This is a genomic window from Streptomyces phyllanthi, from assembly GCF_009377205.1.
In the GTDB taxonomy this organism is placed as follows: domain Bacteria; phylum Actinomycetota; class Actinomycetes; order Streptomycetales; family Streptomycetaceae; genus Streptomyces; species Streptomyces phyllanthi.
Map to the genome: position 1 here is coordinate 1 of NZ_VJZE01000011.1, position 21,262 is coordinate 21,262.

Consider the following 21,262-nt stretch of genomic DNA (forward strand, 5'->3'; position numbering starts at 1 on the left):
GTGCGTGAGCACCGGGCGCCCTTCCTTGCCACCGGGAGCCGGTCATGTCGCCGCGCTGTTCACCCTGCGTTCACCCAAATGTCGTCCTGACGGGCCCCGGCCACGGCACCGGCCTATCGTGGAGCGCAGTTTTAGCCCCGTTCCCCGGCGGCGCCGGCACGCACATGAAAGGTGGCACGAGCAATGGACAGTTCTCTTCGAGAGCTCGCCGAGTGCACGGTCGGCACTCAGGACTTCAATGTGGGCCTCGCACGCGACCCGAAGATCACCCTGAGCCGTCTCGACCAGGCCACCGGGGCTTCCGGAGCGGAATCGGAGGAGGGGTCTCCCGCTGAACGCGCCGCTTCGCTGTATGACGCGATACGCGAGATGAGCACGTACGGATCGGAGATAGCCGCGGAAAAGCGTGGACGTGATGGTGACGGCCGCTTCCGCAAACCGTGAGGAGGGTGAGGCGACGAGGAGCTGAGCCGCGAACACGCGGCTCAGTGGGAGTGGCCGTCGACCGGCGGGGGCTGTGATGACCACCGAAAGACAGTTCGATGCGGACCCGCATCCGGAGGAGCCCAGCGGGCGCACCCTGGGCGACAAGTACTTCAAGGAGTTCGTAGGGCTCGTCCATGTGAGTCTGAGGAGCTGGTGGTGGGGAGAGCCGCTGGGAGCGGCCTGCGGCGCGGCGGGGGGCGCCTGGCTCGGTCATGACGGCGACCTGCCGATAGAGGAGACCCTGGGGGTCGCCGTCTCCATGGTGGGCGTCATCATCGGGTCGGTGTTCGCGATCCTGGCGATGATCACCCGCGCCTGCGACAACACCTTTCTGAGAAAAGCCAGAAAGGCTCGCATCCTGCCCATCACGAACTACCTGTGGCCGTTCTTCACCGTGATCGCCATGGGAGTCCTGTCCACCATCTTCCTTCTGGTGGTGGCCGGAGTTCCCGAGGACGCTCCGAGTGCCATACGGATGATGGCCGGGGCGGCGGCGGGATTCTGCGTCATATGGACGCTGGCCAGCCTTCTGCCCGCTCTGGGGGCTCTCATCGTTTTCACCCGCCTCATCGAGAAGACCTCCGGGGTGAGTGAGTGAAGGCGGCGGAAAAGACACCGGTGCGGGAGACGCCCTTCGCGTCTCCCGCACCGGTGGGTGCTCGGCGTCATTCGTCGACGTTGAGCTCCAGGTGGACGTAACGACCGGCCAGGGTGATGTACCCGTCCCCGTAGGCGGAGCGGTAGTGGCCGGTGCCGCCGGTGACGGCGGTCTTCGCGGTCACGCTCTGCCAACGGTTGTAGGTGATCATGTCGCTGAGCGTCAGCGTCCCCTTCTTCAGGCGCAGGGTCCGCGTGCACTGCATGGTCACCCAGTCGCCGTGGGCGCGGACCGCACTGCACTCCGACTCACCGTCACCGACGTGCGTCAGGTGCTTCTTCTTGCCCGGCTTCCCCGTCTTCTTGGCGTACAGCTCCAGGTGGGCCACCCAGCTGTCACCGGTCCGGATGCGCCCGGGCATGGTGTCGAACGCGTTGATGCCGGTCAGCTCCACCCGCTCGATGTCGTTGTCCTTGTCCTTCTCCTCGGCGTGTGCCAACGACGGGAGAAGGGCGAACGTGGCGGTGAGAGCGGTGACGACTGCACCACGGACAGCCGATTTGATCACGGAACCTCCAGGCCGAAGAAAGTGCCCCAGGCCTTCCGGAGCATGGGCGAGTCATTGCGGTCGGGCGAGAGGCACCGATCAGTCATCGATGTACAGGTCGTAGTGGACGCGGTCACCCTCCTGGGTGATGTAGCCCTCTCCCTCGGCGTCGTTGTAGAGGCCCGTGCCACCCGCGATGGCCGTCTTCGCCGTGATGGGCTTGTCGTCCACGCGGGTGACCATGTCGTGCAGGGTGATCTCCCCGCCCTTCAGGCGCAGCACGCGCGTGCACTGGGTGGTCAGCCGGTGCTCGTCGGCGTGGACGGCGACGCACCGCGCACTGGCGTCGCCGAGGAACTTCTTGCCCTTGGACTTCTTGTTCTCGGAGTACAGGTCCTGGTAGGTGACCCAGCCGGCGCCCGGCTCCATGTGCTTGGGGGCGGTGTCGACCGTGGTGTAACCGGTGAACTTCATCCGCACGATGTCCTCGTCCCCGGCGTCCGCCGAGGCCTGCGCGGACAGGGAGAGGGTCAGTACGGCGGTCAGCGCGCCGGCCGTCATGGCGCGGCGGACAGTGGCAGAAGGCATGCATCCTCCCGGGGGTGACTGCGTGTGCCCGGCCTTGGGGCACCGGCGAGTCATTCCATGCGGCGAAACCCCGCCGGACAACGCGCCTTGCGTGTCAGCACCGCAAATGCCACTCGAACAGGGGAAACGGGCGGTCACCGGCACAGCGGGAGGGAGAACAGGGGCGGCCCCTTTCGCGCGCACCGGCCACCGGCCGTGCGTGTGAAAGGGGCCGCCTCAGGGCCGTCACTAGGTGGTGGCAGGCACCCCGAGCTCGAACCAGACCACCTTGCCGGCGGAGAGGCGGGTCGCTCCCCACCTCCTGGCCACCTTGTTCACCAGGAACAGTCCGCGCCCGCCCTCGTCCGTGGCGCGCGCCGTGCGCAGCCGCGGCAGCTGGGGCACGTCGTCGGTGACCTCGCAGCGCAGCACGTCCGTACGGAGCAGCCGGAGGGTGACCGGGCGGGTGGCGTACCGCACCGCGTTGGTCACGACCTCGCTGATCAGCAGCTCCACGGAGTCGCTCAGCTCCTCCAGGCCCCAGCGCGACAGTGCGTGCCGGGCCAGGCGCCGGGCGCGGCCGGGGGCCATCTCCTCCGGCTCCAGGAACCAGTACGCGACGTCACTGGGGGCGATCCCGTCGAAGCGGGCGGCGAGCAGCGCGATGTCGTCGTCCCGGTCACCCGGGCCGAGCATGTCGAGCACCTCGTCGCACAGCGCCTCCAGCGGCGGCGGATGGTCCGGGCCGGTCAGCTGCGCGGTGGCGGCGAGCTTCTCGCGCAGCTGTTCTATGCCGGTCCATACGTCCCTGAGGCGGGACTCGACCAGACCGTCGGTGTAGAGCAGCAGCGTGGCTCCGGCGGGCGCGTCCAGCTCGACCGCCTCGAAGTCCACCCCGCCCACGCCGATCGGCGCCCCCGGCGGTACCCGCAGTACCTCGGCCCGGCCGCCCAGGTGCAGCAGGACCGGCGGCGGATGCCCGGCGTTGGCGATGGTGATCCGGTGCGAGACCGGGTCGTAGACCGCGTACAGGCAGGTCGCCATGCGGTCGGTGCCCAGGCGCTGGGCCTGCTCGTCGAGGTGGTGCAGCACCTCCTGCGGCGGCAGGTCGAGCCCGGCCAGGGTCTGCGCGGTCGTGCGCAGCTGGCCCATGATCGCGGCCGAGGTCATGGAGTGGCCCATCACGTCGCCCACGACCAGGGCGACCCGGCTGCCGGGCAGCGGGATCGCGTCGTACCAGTCGCCGCCGACCCTCGCGGTCTCGGCGGCCGGGAGGTAGCGGTGCGCGAGCCGTACACCGGTGGGGCGCGGCAGCGTCTCGGGCAGCATCGTGCGCTGCAACTCGTCGGCGATGTAGGCCTCACGGCCGTACAGCACCGCCTTGTCGATGCCGAGCGCGCTGTGCGTGGCCAGCTGGGCGGCGACCAGCAGGTCGTCCTGCTCGAACGCCATCCGCTCCGGGCGGCGCAGGAACAGGGCCGCGCCGATCACCCGGCGCCGGCCGCGCAGCGGGGCCAGGATCGCCCGCTGTCCCGACGGCACCGTGAACTCGCTGTCCTCACCGATCAGCTCGGGCAGCGCGGCACGGGCCGCGGGCGCGTCCGCGAACACGGGCCGTACACCGCGCAGCACTTCGGCGAGCGCGCCCCCGGGCCGTACCTGGCACAGCTCCGCCGTGACCGCCGACAGGTCGGCGGGCTCCTGCTGGACCGCGGGCATGAACCCGTTCTCGGTGTCGCGCTCCGCCGGGATCCGGTCGGTACGGCGCAGCCGCAGCACGAGGGGACCGACCGGCCGCTCGTCGCCCACCGGCAGCGGCTCGCGCAGATAGACGAGGATCGCGTCCGAGAACGTCGGCACGGTGGCCCGGCACAGACCCATCACGATCTCGTCCAGGTCGATGCCCCGGGCGATCCGCCGGGTCGCCGCGCCCACGAACCGCAGCCGGTCCCCGTCACGCCGCATGGGCATGGGACTGCCGGGCGGCAGCCCCTGACCCCTGCGCCGCTCCTGCCCGTCCGACACGCTCGCGGACCGCTCCTGGTCGCCGCCCGGCTGGGCCGGGATGCTCTCCGGAGCGGGGCGCGGTCGGTGCGCGTCGGACTCGGTGGCCGCGGGCTGGGAGTGCTCCGGCCCGCCGGCCGCGGAGGTGTCGCTGGTGGCGGAGGCGCCGCCGTTCGCGGTGGTGCCAGGGCCGGGGGAGGCACCCTGGGAGCCCTTGGCGCAGGGCGTCGTACCCGGCTCGGCGGGTGCGTCGCCCATGCGCGCCTGTGCCGGTAAAGCGGCGGAGGAGGGCAGCTGGAGCGGTTCGGTGGCCGGCATCGGCAGTGCCTCCGGGGTACGCAGGAGCGCCCCGCGGGGGTCCGCGGGGCCCGCGCCCGGCTGGGGGCGCTCGTGGTGGGAGGTCGAGTGCTCCGTCACGCGTGTCGAATCCATCCGTCCGGGACTGCGCGCCGTGCGTGCAGTTCGTCGCGCAGCAAGCCCGTTGTTTCGTCCCGCAGAAGTCCCGATACCCGGAATACGTGCCCAGGGAACGGAATTCCCGCGTGGCCAGAGGGAGTTCCTGTGCCACAGACGGTACCCGCCGACCCGGCCGCAGACGACACCGATCGCGCGGCCCGTGCGAGTGGACCTGTCCGGTCCGTACCGATGTAGCCCTCGTACCCCTTGATCACGTCCTGCCGCCCCTCGGTGACGTATGGTCAGGCACTGCGCATCGTGCGGGAGTTGCCCCTGTGAAAGTACTTTGCGGAGGACGATCCTACGGTTGTGGACCGGGGGCGCATCAAGGGTCTCACGACGAGATGTGCGCCGGAGTGCGGTCCCAGTCGTCCGGAAGGGAGGGTACGCCCCATTCGGGGTTCGGGCGCCAGTGCTGCCACCCTTCCGAGAAAGGCGGGCCCCAGGCGTTGATCACCTCCACCGCGCGGCGGCCCGCCGCGCGCACCCGCTCGGCGAGTTGGCGGTCCATCAGCCCGTCCCGCTGGGCCTGTGCGAACTCGTCCTCGTCGTGCCAGCGCCAACTGCGGTCCGGGCGCACCGAGATGTCCAGGAAGTGGTCCTCGGAGTCCACACCGCCCTCCCAACGGGTCTGCGGCGCCTCCAGGTTCACGTACCAGTTCTTGAACCGCCAGCCCGGCTCCCAGAACAGCCACACGGACCACGGCTCGCCGGGCCGGGCCAGCTTCAGCACGCCCGTGCCGAACCAGCGGTCCCGCTGCACGGTCCGCGGCTTGGTGTAGCGGGACTCCAGCGGTTCGACGTGCACCGGGGTGCCGTCGGCGAGCACGGGCTTGACGCACTCGGTACCGGACGCCAGCCACACGGCGAGCACCTCGTCGTCGTCCCGTACGACGGTGACGGGGCGCACGATGTGGAAGCCCTCGCCGGCGTTCTCCCGGTAGCGCCACAGGATCTGGCTCCCGGGCGTCCAATGAGCAGCCGATCCGCCTTTTTCCACTCGTCCCACCGCTGCCTCATCCGTCATGCACAGATATTAGGTGCCGTACGCATACGACGCCCCGGCGGGCGTCACGGTTCACGCCTTGGCGGGAATCGGTCACGGGCGCGTCACGCGGGGCCGCAGGGGCGTCATCTCCGGTTACGGACGCGTCATCCGCAGGACATCCAGCGCCTCGTCCAGCTGCTCGAGGGTGAGGTCGCCGCGCTCCACGTACCCGCTCTCGATCACGACCTCCCGGATCGTCCTCCGCTCGGCCAGCGACTTCTTGGCCACCTTCGCGGCCTCCTCGTACCCGATGTACTTGTTCAGCGGCGTGACGACGGAGGGCGACGACTCGGCGTACTCGCGGGCCCGTTCGCGGTGCGCGACGATCCCGTCGACGGTGCGGTCGGCGAGCAGCCGCGAGACGTTCGCGAGCAGCCGGATCGACTCCAGGACGTTCTTGGCGATCACGGGCAGCATCACGTTGAGCTCGAAGTTGCCCGCGGCCCCCGCGGCGGCGACCGTGGCGTCGTTCCCGGTGACCTGCGCGGCGACCATCAGCGCCGCCTCGGGGATCACGGGGTTGACCTTGCCCGGCATGATGGAGGAGCCGGGCTGGAGGTCGGGCAGGGAGATCTCGGCGAGCCCGGTGCGCGGCCCGGAGGCCATCCACCGCAGATCGTTGGCGATCTTGGTGAGGGACACGGCGATGGTCCGGAGCTGCCCGCTGGTCTCCACGATCCCGTCCCGCGCGCCCTGCGCCTCGAAGTGGTCGCGGGCCTCGGTGAGGGGGAGCCCGGTGGCCCGGGCGACCTCCTCGATGACGGCGGCGGAGAAGCCGGGCGGGGTGTTGATGCCGGTGCCCACGGCCGTGCCGCCGAGGGGCAGTTCGGCGAGACGGGGCAGCGAGGCCCGGAGCCGCTCGACGCCGTACCGGATCTGCGCCGCGTACCCGCCGAACTCCTGGCCCAGCGTCACGGGCGTGGCGTCCATGAGGTGGGTCCGCCCGGACTTCACCACATCGGCGAACTCCTCGGACTTGCGGGCCAGGGAGTCGGCCAGGTGCTCCAGGGCCGGGATCAGATCGCGGGTCACGGCGGCCGTGGCGGCGATGTGGATGGACGAGGGGAACACGTCGTTGGAGGACTGCGAGGCGTTGACGTGGTCGTTCGGATGTACGTCCCGGCCGAGCCGTTCACTGGCGAGGGTGGCGACGACCTCGTTGGTGTTCATGTTGGACGAGGTGCCGGAGCCGGTCTGGAACACGTCCACCGGGAAGTGCTCGTCCCACCGCCCCTCGGCGACCTCCGCGGCGGCCTCCTGGACGGCCTCGGCGACATCCTTGTCGAGCACCCCGAGCCGGGCGTTGACCTTCGCGGCGGCGCCCTTGATCCGGGCGAGGGCCTCGATGTGCGCGCGTTCGAGATGCTGTCCGGAGACGGGGAAGTTCTCCACGGCCCGCTGGGTCTGGGCCCGCCACTTCGCGTGGGCGGGGACGCGGATCTCTCCCATGGAGTCGTGCTCGATGCGGTAGTCGCTCATGACGGGTTCAGCGCTGCCGCGGACGGGGTTGTTCCCCGGCCGCGGCAGCGCCTGCCCGGACGGGCCGACGGTGACGTCGGCCCGGGGGCACCGGTCAGCCGAAGGCGAGTTTCGTCGTGCCCCAGCCGCTGCTGGAACTGATGACCGTGGTCGCCGTGCCGATGGTGCTCGCCCCGCCCTTGTAGAGCTTGACGCTGCCGTCGCTCGCCAGGCTCCAGATGTCGGGGATGTCGTCCCCGGTGGCGTCCGGAGTGCCGTGGATCAGACGAACCGGCATGGCCGTCTCGCTCCAGCCCTCGGCATAGATCTCGTCGGCCCCGGTGCGGGAGTCCGCGGCGGTGGACAGGGAGGCGATGGTGGCGCCGCCGTTGGTGGTGTCCTTGACGCCGTACCGGAGGTAGAGCCGGTCCGAGGTCTCCGAGCGCCACAGCAGGTCGGGGGCGCCGTCCTTGTCGTGGTCGCCGACCGACACCAGGTCGCGGGGCTCCCACGCCGTGGTGGCGATCTTGGTGGCCGTGCCGAAGGAGGCCCCGCTGTAGCCGGTGAACGCCCACATGCCGCCGCCGTCGGTGGTGGCGAACAGGTCGGGCCGCTTGTCCAGGTCGTAGTCGGCGACGATCATCTGCGTGAACGTGGCCGGGTCCGGGGAGCCGTCGGGCAGGTAGACGGTCAGCCGCTTGCTGGTGTCGATACTGCCGTAGCCGTCGCCCTTGTACAGGTACAACTCGTCGTCGGGCATACGGGCGAAGAGGTCCGTCATGCCGTCGCCGGGATAGCTGTCGGCGTAGTGGGCGATCAGCGCGGGTTGCGTGCCGGTCGCATCCGTCCAGCAGTTCTCCGCGATGTCGTCCGCCTCCGCGGTGAGGTCGCAGTCCAGCGGCGTGCCCTTGTCGTGGGCGGCGTTGAGGCTGCGGTGGAGGTCGCCGGTGGAGCTTCCGGAGTACATGGCCAGATCCTTGTACTCGTTGATCACGAACAGGTCCGCGTAGCCGTCGCCGGTCACGTCACCGGGCTCGTCGGGCTGGTCGCGCGGTGTCACGTAGAAGACGTACTGGCTCGCGGACGAGAGGTTGCCCGCGCTGTCCTGCGCGCACACGTACAGCACGTTCGGGCCGGCGAGGGGCACACCCGTGGTCAGGGTGTACTTCTTGCCGGACTTCGACGTCCCGTCCTCGTCCACGTACGTTCCCGAGCCGGCCGTCAGGGGCGAACTGGTGCAGGAACCGGTGTTGAAGCCGTACCTGAACGCGGTGACATCGGTCTCGTCGGTGGCGAAGGTGAACGCACCCTGCTCACCCAGCTTCTTCACCGACCAGACGTCTCCCGACGGGCTCTCCTTGGGGAAGTCGTCGGAGAGGACCAGGGGTGAGTCGGGTACCGAGCTGTCGAAGACGAACCGGCAGGTGTCGGCCTTGTCCTTCTCGTTGATCGGGTACCACGACGAGCTGGCGCCGCTGTTGTCCCGGGCCTGGACCTGCCAGGAGTAGGTCCAGCCGTTCGTGAGCGTGCTCGCGGGGAAGGTGACCGATGCCTGGCCGGTGGCGGAGGGCGTGGTGTCGGTCTTCTCGATCAGCGTGGTGCTGCTGTAGTTGGTGCGCCACAGCTGGAACACCACACGGTCCAGCGACTCGTCACCGTCGGCGTCGTTCGCGTTCGCGGACAGGGTGAGGTCGCGTTTGCCGATGGTCGGGTATTCCAGGACGCGGTCGCAGCCCGGGCCGGGCGACATGTCGAGCGAGGTCGACGAGACGGTCGGCTTGTGGTTGTACGTGATGACCAGCTTGGGCGCCTTCTCGCCCTCCGCCTTGAACTTCTTCCACGGGTACGCCGAGGTCTCGTCGTAGGCGCGCAGCCCCAGCGTGACCGAGTACCAGCCGCTGTCCGCCGCGTCCTGGACGAGCGACTTGGTGTCGAACTCCACGTACTCGTCCGGACAGGAGGAGCTGTAGCCGTGGGCCACGTCCCGCGAGGTGACCTTGGACTTCCAGTCGGGCTGGTTGTTCCAGGTGGTCGAGGACGAGATGGAGCCGGTGTGCCACAGCTCCACCACGCGGCCCGAGCAGGACCAGGAGTACGTCTCCAGGGTGCGCAGCTTGGCCGAGGAGATGTACGCGCCCTTCAGCTTGCGGGTGCCCTCGGTGTTGGTCAGCTTCAGCCGGAAGAAGGAGCGTGAGGTGCCCCACGTGGTCGCCTCGTAGCCGACGCGGGCCTCGGTGGTGCCGCTGTTGTAGTTGGCGCCGTCGTAGAAGCTGGAGGTGGGGTACTTCTTGTACGCGGTGGTCCAGTTGGTGGACGGGCCGGTGAAGGACGGGTCGACGAAGACCGGCCACTCGGTGTCGTCGTCCGTCAGCAGCGACTGCTTCGGGGCGATGGTCAGGGCGGTGTCGGTGGTCCCGGGGGCGGAGAGGTCGGCGTCCGCCACCGCCAGGTGCGTGCCCGGGTCGGGGCCCGCCAGTCCGGTGAGCGCGAACACCTCGGTGTCGGTGAGGCGTTCGGCGACCTGGCGGTAGGCGGCGGGGACCGCGCCCGCGCCCTTGCCCGTACCCGTGCCGCGGTGGGCCTGACGGTGGGCGGCCGGGTCGGCCGGGGCGTCGGTGTCGAGACCGCCGGAGGGCTCGCCCGTCTCGCGTGCGCCGTCCTCGTTGGGTGCGGCGGACTCGGAGGTGGACACCTCGGGCTCGTCGGAGGGCTCGGCCGGCTGGGGGTCGGCGCCCTCGGTCACGGCCGGTGCGCCCGCCGAGTCCCACATCATCGGGGTGGGGCTGACGGCGTACTCCGTGCCGTCACCGTCCACGGCCGTGACGACCTTCGTGTTCTCGTCGAGCTTGAAGACGAGGTCGGGGGAGGACAGCCCGTAACTGAGCTTCTCCAAATCGGGGTTGGCCGCCGCCTGGGCGTCGTGCACGATCAGCACGTGGCCGAAGCCGCTGTCCCGCGCGGTGAGCAGCAGGTCCACGTCGGGGAACACGTCGCGGTACAGGGCCTGCGCGCCGTTGATGGCCGGCGTGGGCAGCGCACCGGGCCAGCTCACGGTGATCTGGTGCTCGCCGCTCGTCATGGTGACGAGTTCGGTGTACGCGGTGTTCTCGTCCGCGGCCGTCACCGTATCCGAGCCGCCGTTCCGGGAGACGGCGTACACGGCGGGCCGGACCGCTCCCGCCTCGTCGGCGGCGGCCCCCCGCGCCGTACCGGACGACGTGCTGCCCGAACCGTCGGAGAACACCACGGGCTCGGCCGCCGCCTCGGGTGCCCAACCGCCCTTCACCCGCCGCAGTGTGGTGTTGATGGGCTTCCACTCGCCGTCCACCTCGGCGCGGACCGGGGCACTGCTGACGTGCAGTTCGAAGGTGCCGTCGGGCTTGGCGTACGTGGTGGACGTCGCGTCGCGCAGTGCGGTGGCCTCGACCCGTTTGCCGGTGGCGACCGCCTTCCTGCGGGCCTCCTGCTCGTCCAGCGGGCCCGACGAACGGTCGGGCTTCTTCGCGGCGGAGTCCTCCGGCGAGCCGGACCAGTCGGGCACGAGCAGTCCCACCCCGAGCGCGGCGGCGACGAGTGCCGCCACCCCGCCCGCAGCGCGCCGGTTGGCGGGAAACCGTCCGAAGCGACGACGTTCCACGGTGCCTGAATCCCCCCACGGTGAACCGGAGCCGAACCGGCATTTCCGTCTCTCCCGTGGAGAGCGCGTGAATTGCGCGGCAGGCCAGAAATGACGCGCAGAGCATGACCGAATAGCGACCCAAGTGCCAGTGCCGAGGCTTGTCCGGCCGTGGAACCCGTCCGGCTCGAAGCACGTCACAAAAGTGTGGGAGGGGTGCCGAGTTCGGCTTCCAGGGGCCTTCCCCAGGTTGCAAACCGGTGTATGGCAGCGCAAAGAGGCATCGAATCGGTGCTGGTTGGTGCGGCGTTGCCCGATTTAATCATGGTATGCGCTGGATGGCGCAATGGGCACTTGAATTGCTGTTCATGTGGCACTGCCATACGGTCAGCGACTTGCCCAATTTTGCGTGTGATCTAAATCACGCAATTTTTGGCCACTGTTGACGACTTCCTTACCTTGGCCCCACGATTCGGCCCGTCAGTTCACTGTCGTGGTTGCATGCCCGAGCCTTCTCCATGTGCTCTCCCCATGTGTGCCCGACTGGAATGTGGGGGGCCTCAGCAGCCGTGTGGGGGATGCTTTCGTGGTGCGGCCGAGGCCGCCTTTCCCGGACTTCGGCCCAGCGCGGACGGCGAAGAGGCCTCCGCCTGGGACTGCTCGGCGCACTCGTGGTCGCGCTCGTCGTCGGCATGCTGCCGGTGGCGGCGGTGGCCGTGCCGCCGGACGACGACCGCACCGCCGTCGACCTCGTCGACCTCCCCGAGGAGGAGGTCGTCGCCCCGGACTCGTCCGCCGCGCTCGAGGAGATGCAGACGGACGACGTCCCCACGGTCAAGGAGTACGACCCCGAGGCCGTCACGGCACCCGCCAGCAGCACCGGTTCGGAGAACGTGACCACCCTGGCCCCCGGCCAACTGGAGCAGGTCTCCACCCTGCCCGTCGAGATCGGCGCCCCCGAGACGGCCACGGCCGCCCAGGCCGACGCCCTGGAGGGCACCTGGCAGGTCAGCCTCATCGACCAGACGGACCTCGCCACCGCGTCGTACGAGGCCTTCGAGGGCGTCGCGTTCACCGTGACCCCGCCCGCCGGAGCCACCGGCGACGCCGTGATCTCCCTGGACTACACGGACTTCGCCGAGCTGTACGGCGCGGGCTGGGCCGACCGGCTCAACCTCACGCAACTCCCCTCCTGCTTCCTCGACACCCCCGACGTCGATGCCTGCTCCGAGCCCGTCGAGATCCCCACCGAGACGGTCGTCGAACCGCTGAGCACCGACGTCACCGAGGACCAGGTGCTGGACGGCGAACGCCGCATCATGGCCACGGTCGACGTCACCTCCCTCACCGACACCACCACCTCCGGCACGACCACCGCCGCAGCGGACGGCGAGGGCACGGTCACCGACGCCGTCTACCGGCCCGGGAAGACCACCAGCGAGGTGCTGCGGACGGCGACCTCCTCCGGCTCCACCGTCTTCGCCGCCACCTCCCACGGCAGCGGCTCCCAGGGCGACTTCTCGGCCACCCCGCTGGTCAGCGCCGGTTCCTGGGCCGCGGGCGGCTCCTCCGGCGCGTTCACCTACACCTACAGCCTGAACGTGCCCGGTGTGCCCGGCGGCCCCTCGCCGAACCTGTCCTTCGGTTACAACTCCCAGGTGGTGGACGGCCGTACCTCCGCCACCAACAACCAGTCCTCCTGGATCGGTGACGGCTGGGAGTACAACGCGGGCTCCATCACCCGCACCTACAAGGCCTGCCGCGACGACCGCACCAACGGCAACAACGCCGACCACAAGACCCCCGACCTGTGCTGGGGCTCCGACAACGCCACCCTCACCCTCGGCGGCACCACCACCGAGCTGGTCCTGCCCGACGGCTCCGCCCCCGTAGGCGACAAGTGGGTCACCGCCAACGGCGACGGCTCCAAGGTCGAGCTGATCAAGGACACCACCCGGGGCAACGGCGACGCGGACGGCGAGTACTGGCGGGTCACCACCCGTGACGGCACCCAGTACTACTTCGGCCGGCACAAGCTCCCCGGCTGGGCGAGCGGCGACCCCGTCACCGACTCCGTCCTGTCGGTCCCCGTGGCCGGCAACCAGAGCGGCGAGCCCTGCTACCAGGGCTCCACCAAGACGGACTTCGGGAACTCCTTCTGCGACCAGGCCTGGCGCTGGAACCTCGACTACGTCGTCGACCTCCAGGGCAACGCCATGTCGCTGTGGTGGGGCAAGGAGACCAACTACTACTCCAAGAACCTCAAGTTCAAGAACCCCGTCCAGTACGACCGCGGCGGCTACCTGAAGACCATCAAGTACGGCCAGCGGTCGAGCTCCCTCTTCAGCGCCGAACCGGTCGCCAAGGTCGAGTTCACCGTCGACGAGCGCTGCTTCAAGGAGGGCGACCTCACCTGCGACCCGGCCAACTTCACGTCGGGCGACTACTACAAGAACCGCATCTGGTACGACACCCCCGCCGACCTGTACTGCTCCGGCAAGACCGGCGAGGAGTGCTTCGTCCCCGTCCCCACCTTCTGGTCGCGCAAGCGCCTCGCCAAGGTGGCCACGTACGCCCAGCGCGACGCGACCACCACCGCACCCAAGCTGGTCGACACCTGGACCCTCGACCAGTCGCTCCCCGTCGACCGCACCGACGAGGGCACGGCCCTGTGGCTGGAGTCCATCACCCGCACCGGCTACGGCACGGACGGCGCGAACCTGGGCCTCGCACCCGTGGAGTTCGTCGCCAACACCGTGCCCATGCCCAACCGCGTCAAGCAGGGTGCGAACGACGAGCGTCCCGTCTTCGACCGGCTGCGCATCGAGCGCGTCGTCAACGAGTACGGCGGCGAGACCAAGGTCACCTACTCAACGCCCTCGGGCGCCTGCGGGAGCGGCAGCGGCTTCCCCGCCCCGGAGAGCAACACCGGGCTGTGCTTCCCCGCGTACTGGCACCCGGACCCGGAGAAGAGCGACGAGAAGATCTCCTGGTTCAACAAGTACCGCGTCGAGTCCGTCACCGAGATGGCGAACATCGACGGCGTACCGGACGAGACCACGCGCTACGAGTACGCCGGCGGCGGAGCCTGGGCGCTGAACCAGGCCGAGTTCTCCAAGAAGAAGACCCGCACCTACGACCAGTGGCGCGGCTACGGGCTGGTCCGCACCGTCACCGGCGACACCGTGGCGGCCAACGTCGACGCCACGCAGGCCGACGCCCACACGGCCACCACCGCCGGCGTGTCCGAGACCCGCTACTTCCGCGGCATGCACGGCGACCCGCTGCCGGACGGCACCACCCGCTCGGTCTCCGTCACGGACTACGCCGACGAGACCATCTCCCCCGACCGGTTCGCCTACCAGGGCCGGGCCGCGGAGACCCTCACCTACACCAAGTACGGCGGCGACCTGCTGACCCGCACGGTCGACTACCCGACCACGCCCACGGTCCTCGCGACCCGCGCCCGCGGGGACGGCATACCGGACCTCAAGGCCTACCGGGTGCAGGAGGACCACTCCATCTCCGTGACCCAGGCATCGGGCACGGTCAGCGCCGAGGACACGCGCACCTGGCGGACCACGAAGACCGTCAACACGTACGAGAGCACCTACGGCCTCCCGACCAAGGTGGAGGTGCAGGGCGACACGATCGTGACCGGCGACGAGTCCTGCACGGTCAGCGAGTACGTCCACAACACCGACAAGCACCTGATCGGCCTGACCAAGCAGACGCTGACCACGGCCGGCACCTGCGACGCGGCCGCCACGGCCACCGCCGCCGACTGGATCTCCGGCTCGCGCGTCGCCTACGACGAGGGCGTCCACGGCGCCACACCCACCACGGGCCTCGCCACCACCACCTGGAACGTCAGCGGCGACGGCGGAGGCTGGACCAAGGCCGCGGAACTCGACTACGACACCTACGGCCGCGCCACCTCCACGACGGACGCCGCGGGCAACACCGAGACCACGACCTTCACGCCCAGCACGGGCCAGGTCTACTCGGTGACCAGCAAGAACGCCAAGCAGCAGGCGTCGACCAGCTACCTCGAGCCGGGCCGCGGCACCGCGCTCAAGGAGACCGACGCCAACGGCAACACCACCCAGTTCGCCTACGACGCCCTGGGCCGCACCACGGCCGGCTGGAGCGCGTCGCAGTCGACCAGCGAGGACCCGTCGGTCGAGTACACGTACAACATCGACAAGACCAAGACCGAGACGCCCTCGGTGGTCACCGCCGCCCTCGGCGACGACGGCACGTACTCCAAGTCGGTCGCCTTCTACGACGGCCTCGGCCGCGAGCGGCAGACCCAGACCCCGGCGGTCGGCGGCGAGGGCCGTCTGATCACCGACGTGCTCTACAGTGCCAACGGCACGGTCAAGCGCACCAACAACGCCTACTTCGCGACCGGCGCCCCCGACACGGTCCTGTACGACTACGCCTCCGAGTCGCAGATCCCCAACGCGACGCTGTACGCGTACGACGGCCTGGGCCGCGTCCTGTCGGAGACCCCCTACGAGAAGGGCACCCCCAAGCCGGACAAGGCCACGCGCTACGTCTACGACTACGACAACTCCACGGTCATCGAGCCCGCCGGCGGCGCCTCCCAGCGCAGCTACACCGACGCCCAGGGCCGCACCGTCCGCGTGGACACCTTCACCAACGCGGCCCGCACCGAGTACCGCACGACGAGGTACAAGTACGACGCCCGCGGCGACCGGGTCGAGGCCAAGGACTCCCAGGGCAACCTCTGGACGTGGAAGTACGACGCCCGCGGCCGCGTCAAGGAGGCCACCGACCCCGACACGGGCACGACCACGACGACGTACGACGTCATGGACCGCCCGGAGAGCGTCACCGACTCCAACGAGGTGACGGTCTGGACCAAGTACGACGAGCTGTCGCGGGTCAAGGAGCAGCACCGGGACTCCCTCACCGGCCCGCTCCTGACGGAGAACGTCTACGACCTGTCTCCGGGCGGCCTCGGCCTGCCCACCAGCGCCACCCGCTACACCGACGGCCTCGCCTACACGACGTCGGTGGCCGGCTACACGTCCGAGTACCTGCCCACCGGCAAGACGGTCACCCTGCCGCAGTCCATCGCGACCGCGTACGGCTTCAAGCCGACGTACACCTACACGTACGACTACACACGCACCGGCCTGCCGAAGTCGGTCACCCTCCCCCAGGCGGGCAGCTTCGGCAGCGAGAAGGTCATCACCCGCTACAACGCGGACGGCCTGCCGATCTCGACCTCCGGCGAGAAGCACTACACCGCCGAGACCACCTACAGCGTCTACGGCGAGGTGCTCCGCACGACCAGCGGCGAGCAGGGCCACCGCGTGTGGACCACCAACCTGTACGACGAGTCCAGCGGCGAACTGCTGCGCAGCGTGGTCGACCGCGAGTCCACCAGCGACACCTCGACGGTCCCGGGCACGCGCGTCAACAGCCGCTACTACGACTACGACGCCGCGGGCAACGTCCTGCAGATCACGGACTACTGGAACAGCCTCACCGACCGCCAGTGCTTCTCCTACGACGCGCTCGGCCAGCTGACCGACGCGTGGACGTCCCCGAACGCCGGCTGCAAGGCGTCCGGCAAGACCACCCGCGAGGCGAAGTACTCCGACGGCACGACCAACGTCACGTCGGCGAACAGCGGTTACTGGCACACGTACGAGTACGACGCGCTGGGCAACCGCAAGAAGCTGGTCAAGCACGACCCGGGCCTGAACACGGCCAAGGACGCCACGACCACGTACGCGTACGGCAAGACGGACGGCGCCCAGCCGCACACGCTCACGGGCATGTCGTCGACGTACACAAACGACGCGGGCGCGCAGATCACCGAGGCCGCGACGCTGACGTACGACGACGCGGGCAACACCAAGACCCGTACGTACGGCGGTGACCAGCAGGCCCTGGACTGGACGTGGGACGGCAAGGTCGCCAAGGTCACCGGCTTCGGCGACGGCGGCGAGGGCCCCTGGCTGAACTCACCGTCGGGCAAGTGCCTGGACCTGTCCTCGGCGTCCACGATCGCCGGTACCCCGATGCAGATCTACTCCTGCAACGGCACCAAGGCGCAGAAGCTGCGCATCGAGCCGGCCTCGTCCTCGGACCCGTCGACGGGCGCGCTGAAGATCCTGGGCCAGTGTGTGGTGCCGTCCGGCGGCGGTACGGCGAACGGCACGGCCGTGGTGATCGGGGCCTGCACGGGCACGGACGGACAGAAGTGGACGGCGACCTCGACGGGCGCGCTGAAGCACGTCTCGTCGGGCAAGTGCCTGGACGTGCCGAGCGGCAACTACACCAGCGGCACGGACCTGCAGCTGTACACCTGCAACGGCACCGACCCACAGAAGTGGGCGCCGGACAACGAGACGTCGTACATCTACGGCGCTGACGGTGAGCGTCTGATCTCGGTCAGTGACAGCGAGCGCACCCTGTACCTGGGTGACACGACGGTGGCGACGACGGCGACGGGTGCGGCTTCGTACACGGAGCGGTACTACGCGCAGCCGGGTGCGCCGGCGGTGATGCGGCATGCGCAGGGGTCGGGTTCGGCGTCGTTGTCGGTGCAGGTGGCCGACCAGAACGGTACGGCGTATGTGAACGTGGCGCTGGCGTCGGGGAACGCGGTGAGGTTCTCCAAGTCGGATCCGTTCGGCGTGGAGCGCTCTGAGGCGAACAACTGGACCTCGCACCAGGGGTATGTGGGCGGTACGGACGACGAGTCGTCGGGTCTGGTGCATCTGGGGGCACGGGAGTACGACCCGACGACGGGCCGTTTCCTCTCCCCGGATCCGGTGCTGGACCTGGCGGACCCGGTCCAGATGAACGGCTACGTGTACTGCGAGAACAACCCGGTCACGTACGCGGACCCTTCGGGTCTGTCCTCGGAGTCGAGCAGTGGCGGTGACTACGGTGGTCCGTCCTCGTCGGAGGTGGCCTGGGCGCGCTCGCAGCTGAACAAGTCGATCGGCGACATCATCCTGTCGGTCGGCTGGGCGGTGCTGAAGGAGTTCGTGGGCTGGGGCGACATCGTGGGCTGTTTCACCCGCGGTGACATGTGGGCCTGCGGCAGCCTGATCATGGAGGCCATTCCGTGGGGCGCCCTGTTCACCAAGGGCAAGAAGATCTGGAACGCCATCGAGCGGACGATCGGTGCGATCAACGCGTGGCGCAAGGCGCAGGAGAGGGCCCGCAAGATCATCGAGGCGGCGCGGAAGGCCGCTGAGCTGAAGAAGCGGATGGAGGAGCTCAAGAGGAAGGCGAAGAAGGCCGCGCAGCTGAAGAAGAAGGCTGCGAAGGAGTCGATCACGCGGGCGACGAAGAGCGCGGCGAAGAAGATCGGCAACGCGGTCCAGAGGAAGGCGAAGTCGTCGTCGAACTCGTCGGCTCGGAGACCTGCCCAGCAGAGGGCGGAGTCCGCCGGACCGTCCTGCACCAAGCTGCACAGCTTCCTGCCCGGTACCAAGGTCCTGATGGACGACGGCACGACGAAGCCGATCGAGAAGGTGAAGAACGGCGACAAGATCGTCACCACGGACACCGAGACCAACAAGAACAAGGTCAAGGCGGTCACGGCGACTATTACCAGTGAGGACGACAAGGCCTTCACGATTCTCACCGTCGCCACGGGCAAGGACGACGGCGATGGCCGGCCGAATTCATCGAAGCTGACCGCCACGGACCACCATCCCTTCTGGGTACCGGCCCTGAGGCAGTGGGTCGAGGCAGGCGAACTTCTGCCCGGTCAGTGGCTGCGGACGTCGGCGGGCACCCACGTCCAGATCACCGCCGTCGCCCACTACACCGAGCGCCAGCGCACCCACGACCTCACCATCACCGGCATCCACACGTACTATGTGGTCGCAGGCGGGACCTCAGCACTCGTTCACAACTGCTCCACTGCGGATGAACGGGCGCATGCCAGAGCATCGGAGAATGCTGCATATTCCAGCAGGCCGGACGTTGCTACCGGCGGGTACCTCTGGGTTCAGGGGCACGGAGAGTTTGACCTGGCTTCCGATCGGCTCCATCCGTTGATCAGAGCCAACATGGGCGAGATTCCTGCTGCGGCGAGCCCCGGCGGCGGTAAGTTCTTTGGCTCGCATGTCGAGGTTCAGGCGGCCACTATCATGAGGATTCTGGCCAAACAGTCGGGATCCGGGGGTTTGACCGGCCGACTGATGGTTTCAAAGCCTGGCGGGCCATGCGGTTTCTGCACGCCAAACGTGGCAGGAATGTTGCCGGGGAGCTCATCGCTAGCGGTTCGATCTCAGCGCGGGCAAGTTTTCAGTGAGGTACCTTTCTGATGCATTCGCCAGGGCGCGGCCCAGTTGCCGCGCCTTGGCTGCTTTCCTACAGGCCACTATGCTGGCCTTATGGACATGAACGGCGATAAGTTGAATCCATGCGCGATCATCGATCTCACCGACTGGGCTGAGCTCGAGAATGCCAACGGGTCGGCCTTCCCGGTTACTCCGACCAAGCTGCGCGACTTGGTGTCGGGTGACTTTTCCGCGGTAACGAGTTCACTCCACCACCTGTATGACGCTCTCCTCAACGACGGAGTCGTCTACTCTGCGACCGCGCCGGCTTTCAGGTATGTCGCCGCGCTTTTGGGTGACCGCGAAAGTCGAGCCGCACTCACTCCTTCATGGGATGGGGAAAAATTCCCACTTCGAGGCAAGCTCCTTTCATGGCTGGCCGACGTGGCCTTCGATGTCAGCATTGAGCAGGAGCAGCGCATTCGAGAGTGGGGGGAATATTCGCCGACCGAGCCATTTCCCGAATTCCTGAACATCAGGAGTATTTACCCGGAAGCTTTTCCGGGCGTCGCTTCCTACTTTGATGACTCTGATCCGAGAGTGGTTGAGGCGGCTCTTGTTGCGGCCGTTCGATTTCTGGAGTCCCCGGCATTGGCGATGCATCGCAGGAGGTTGACTCCTTTGATGGAGAACGTTCTAGCGCAAAGCTCCAGCGAACGGCACAGAAGTTTGGCCTCCGAGGCGTTGGCGTCTTGGGAGCAAGGGCGCATGTTGATGGAACGCCCTACCGATCCACTCCCCTCCGACGGGCGCGGGAAGGATCACAATTCGCACGACAAGCGGGGATCAGTTGACGAGCCGCCGTTTTAGTGGGCGTGCCCGGACTCGGTCGGCTCAGCCTACGAGAAGGACGAATGACGCTACGTCACAGCGGACGGCCTCGCCTCGTTCCACGTGAGTAACTCACCCAGGGACTTTGCAGCTTGCCTCGATGTTCTCGATAGAGGCATCTCCGAGGCGCCCAAAGAGCCAAATCCCGAGCCTGAGGACTGGGAAGAGGTTGCGGCGTCTTTGCAGCAGGCCATCGAGGCGATAGACCCATCTGCATTGCACGACGATCCCGGCTTCTGGTACTCACTTTTGTTCGACGTGGCGAACGGCGATTACTCCGAAGGTAAGTGAGGTCAGGGGCAGTTTGTTGAAGGGGCCCCGGGGCCTAGAATGACTCCTGGCAGCCGACGGCTGCCGACACCTTGAATGGACAGCGTCTTGACTGATGATGACGTGGTGGACTCCGTCGAGAGCCTCGCCCCCTTCGCATGAAGAGGCGCCCTATCGATCGGGCGGGTTGTCGTGAAGGTCGCTGAAGTCCAGGTATTCCTGAATTACGGGACTCTGGTGGTCGGATCGGACAGTGATCCAGACTTCGACCTTCTGGACTCCACCCTGCCGGCGAGTGACGCGCACCACGTCATGCTTCCCACGCGTGCGCAGATCGCACCCGTCAGGGTTCGGGTGTGGCGTGGAGCCGCGCCGGAGCCGGCCCGGCAGATCTTCACTGGCGATGTGGTACTCGCGACGGGATACCTGACGATGAGGGAGGTGTTGGAGCCACCCTTTTTCCTGTGGCCGACTGTGAGCGCCGGGGCGCGGGTCACGCTCTCGATCGGCACCGATGCGTGGGATGAGGCTACGGATGTGACAATCGTTGTTTGCCCGACCGCCGACTCCTTGCCGGACGTCAGGAGTAGAAGCGGGTTCGTGGCTTCGGTGGCTGAGATCTCGTCGCTCGGACGGATCGACCTGGTGCTGACTGGCCACAATTACCCCGAGGACCGTCTGGCGGCGGCTCTGAGGATTCTGCGACGCGCATCGGAGGAAGAAATTTCTGAAGCGCGAGTGCGATACGGAATTGCCACTGTGATGGAATGGCTGAAATGGCTTCATCCTGCCATCTCCCCGGAAGCTCTGGAAGAGGTGTCGGACAAAATCTTCCGGAGCTGTCTTAGTGGTCATTCTGATGGTGGCGGTGCGAAATCTCTACTTTCTTACATGGCTGCCGCCATGGGGCTTTCGGTTGAAGAATTTCTCATAGGTCGTTGAGTCCCGCCACATGTTTCGAACCCGGACCAATCGGTGGAGGCATGCGGGACGTCGACCATCGGGGCGATATCGAAGAGAAGGTCGTGGAGTGAGTCGA

General features: G+C 68.2%; 12 protein-coding genes. 6 read left to right on the top strand and 6 right to left on the bottom strand.

The features are described from left to right. Positions 1-183 precede the first annotated feature (183 nt). Positions 184-444, top strand: coding sequence for a hypothetical protein (locus FNH04_RS03495; RefSeq protein WP_152780181.1), 261 nt, complete (start codon positions 184-186; stop codon positions 442-444). Positions 445-520: 76 nt separating this feature from the next. After that, complete coding sequence (locus FNH04_RS03500) at positions 521-1,084, top strand: hypothetical protein (protein ID WP_152780183.1); 564 nt, start codon at positions 521-523, stop codon at positions 1,082-1,084. A gap of 67 nt (positions 1,085-1,151) precedes the next feature. Here the strand turns inward: FNH04_RS03500 and FNH04_RS03505 are convergent, their stop codons facing one another. The 6 genes from FNH04_RS03505 to FNH04_RS03530 form a co-directional block, all read right to left on the bottom strand. Then, positions 1,152-1,652 (bottom strand): hypothetical protein, encoded by a 501-nt coding sequence (locus FNH04_RS03505; protein WP_228031079.1) that lies wholly within the window; start codon positions 1,650-1,652, stop codon positions 1,152-1,154. Positions 1,653-1,730: 78 nt separating this feature from the next. Beyond that, on the bottom strand, positions 1,731-2,219 hold the full coding sequence (locus FNH04_RS03510; RefSeq protein WP_152780188.1) for a hypothetical protein: 489 nt from the start codon (positions 2,217-2,219) through the stop codon (positions 1,731-1,733). A gap of 228 nt (positions 2,220-2,447) precedes the next feature. After that, positions 2,448-4,634: an ATP-binding SpoIIE family protein phosphatase gene (locus FNH04_RS03515; RefSeq protein WP_152780190.1), complete on the bottom strand. Its 2,187-nt coding sequence runs from the start codon at positions 4,632-4,634 to the stop codon at positions 2,448-2,450. A gap of 358 nt (positions 4,635-4,992) precedes the next feature. After that, a complete protein-coding gene (gene fomD / locus FNH04_RS03520; RefSeq protein WP_152780192.1) occupies positions 4,993-5,685 on the bottom strand; it encodes a cytidylyl-2-hydroxypropylphosphonate hydrolase in 693 nt (230 codons plus the stop codon). A gap of 114 nt (positions 5,686-5,799) precedes the next feature. Continuing rightward, complete coding sequence (locus FNH04_RS03525) at positions 5,800-7,185, bottom strand: class II fumarate hydratase (protein ID WP_152780194.1); 1,386 nt, start codon at positions 7,183-7,185, stop codon at positions 5,800-5,802. Positions 7,186-7,279: 94 nt separating this feature from the next. After that, positions 7,280-10,801, bottom strand: coding sequence for an FG-GAP-like repeat-containing protein (locus FNH04_RS03530; protein ID WP_152780196.1), 3,522 nt, complete (start codon positions 10,799-10,801; stop codon positions 7,280-7,282). A 650-nt stretch (positions 10,802-11,451) separates the two neighbouring features. On the opposite strand from FNH04_RS03530, the gene FNH04_RS03535 reads away from it, so the two are divergent. The 4 genes from FNH04_RS03535 (at position 11,452) to FNH04_RS03550 (ending at position 21,165) form a co-directional block, all read left to right on the top strand. Next, positions 11,452-19,107, top strand: a complete 7,656-nt coding sequence (locus tag FNH04_RS03535) for a ricin-type beta-trefoil lectin domain protein (protein WP_322722547.1) — start codon at positions 11,452-11,454, stop codon at positions 19,105-19,107. 69 nt (positions 19,108-19,176) lie between these two features. Beyond that, on the top strand, positions 19,177-19,932 hold the full coding sequence (locus FNH04_RS03540) for a hypothetical protein (RefSeq protein WP_228031081.1): 756 nt from the start codon (positions 19,177-19,179) through the stop codon (positions 19,930-19,932). 84 nt (positions 19,933-20,016) lie between these two features. Continuing rightward, complete coding sequence (locus FNH04_RS03545; RefSeq protein WP_322722548.1) at positions 20,017-20,244, top strand: SUKH-4 family immunity protein; 228 nt, start codon at positions 20,017-20,019, stop codon at positions 20,242-20,244. A 171-nt stretch (positions 20,245-20,415) separates the two neighbouring features. Continuing rightward, positions 20,416-21,165: a hypothetical protein gene (locus FNH04_RS03550; RefSeq protein ID WP_152780200.1), complete on the top strand. Its 750-nt coding sequence runs from the start codon at positions 20,416-20,418 to the stop codon at positions 21,163-21,165. Positions 21,166-21,262 lie beyond the last annotated feature (97 nt).

Excerpts from the sequence above, each read along its gene's own strand:
- FNH04_RS03495 (WP_152780181.1), top strand. The coding sequence starts at position 184 with ATGGACAGTTCTCTTCGAGAGCTCGCCGAGTGCACGGTCGGCACTCAG.
- FNH04_RS03500 (WP_152780183.1), top strand. The coding sequence starts at position 521 with ATGACCACCGAAAGACAGTTCGATGCGGACCCGCATCCGGAGGAGCCC.
- FNH04_RS03510 (WP_152780188.1), bottom strand. The coding sequence starts at position 2,219 with ATGCCTTCTGCCACTGTCCGCCGCGCCATGACGGCCGGCGCGCTGACC.
- FNH04_RS03515 (WP_152780190.1), bottom strand. The coding sequence starts at position 4,634 with ATGGATTCGACACGCGTGACGGAGCACTCGACCTCCCACCACGAGCGC.
- fomD (WP_152780192.1), bottom strand. The coding sequence starts at position 5,685 with ATGACGGATGAGGCAGCGGTGGGACGAGTGGAAAAAGGCGGATCGGCT.
- FNH04_RS03525 (WP_152780194.1), bottom strand. The coding sequence starts at position 7,185 with ATGAGCGACTACCGCATCGAGCACGACTCCATGGGAGAGATCCGCGTC.
- FNH04_RS03540 (WP_228031081.1), top strand. The coding sequence starts at position 19,177 with ATGGACATGAACGGCGATAAGTTGAATCCATGCGCGATCATCGATCTC.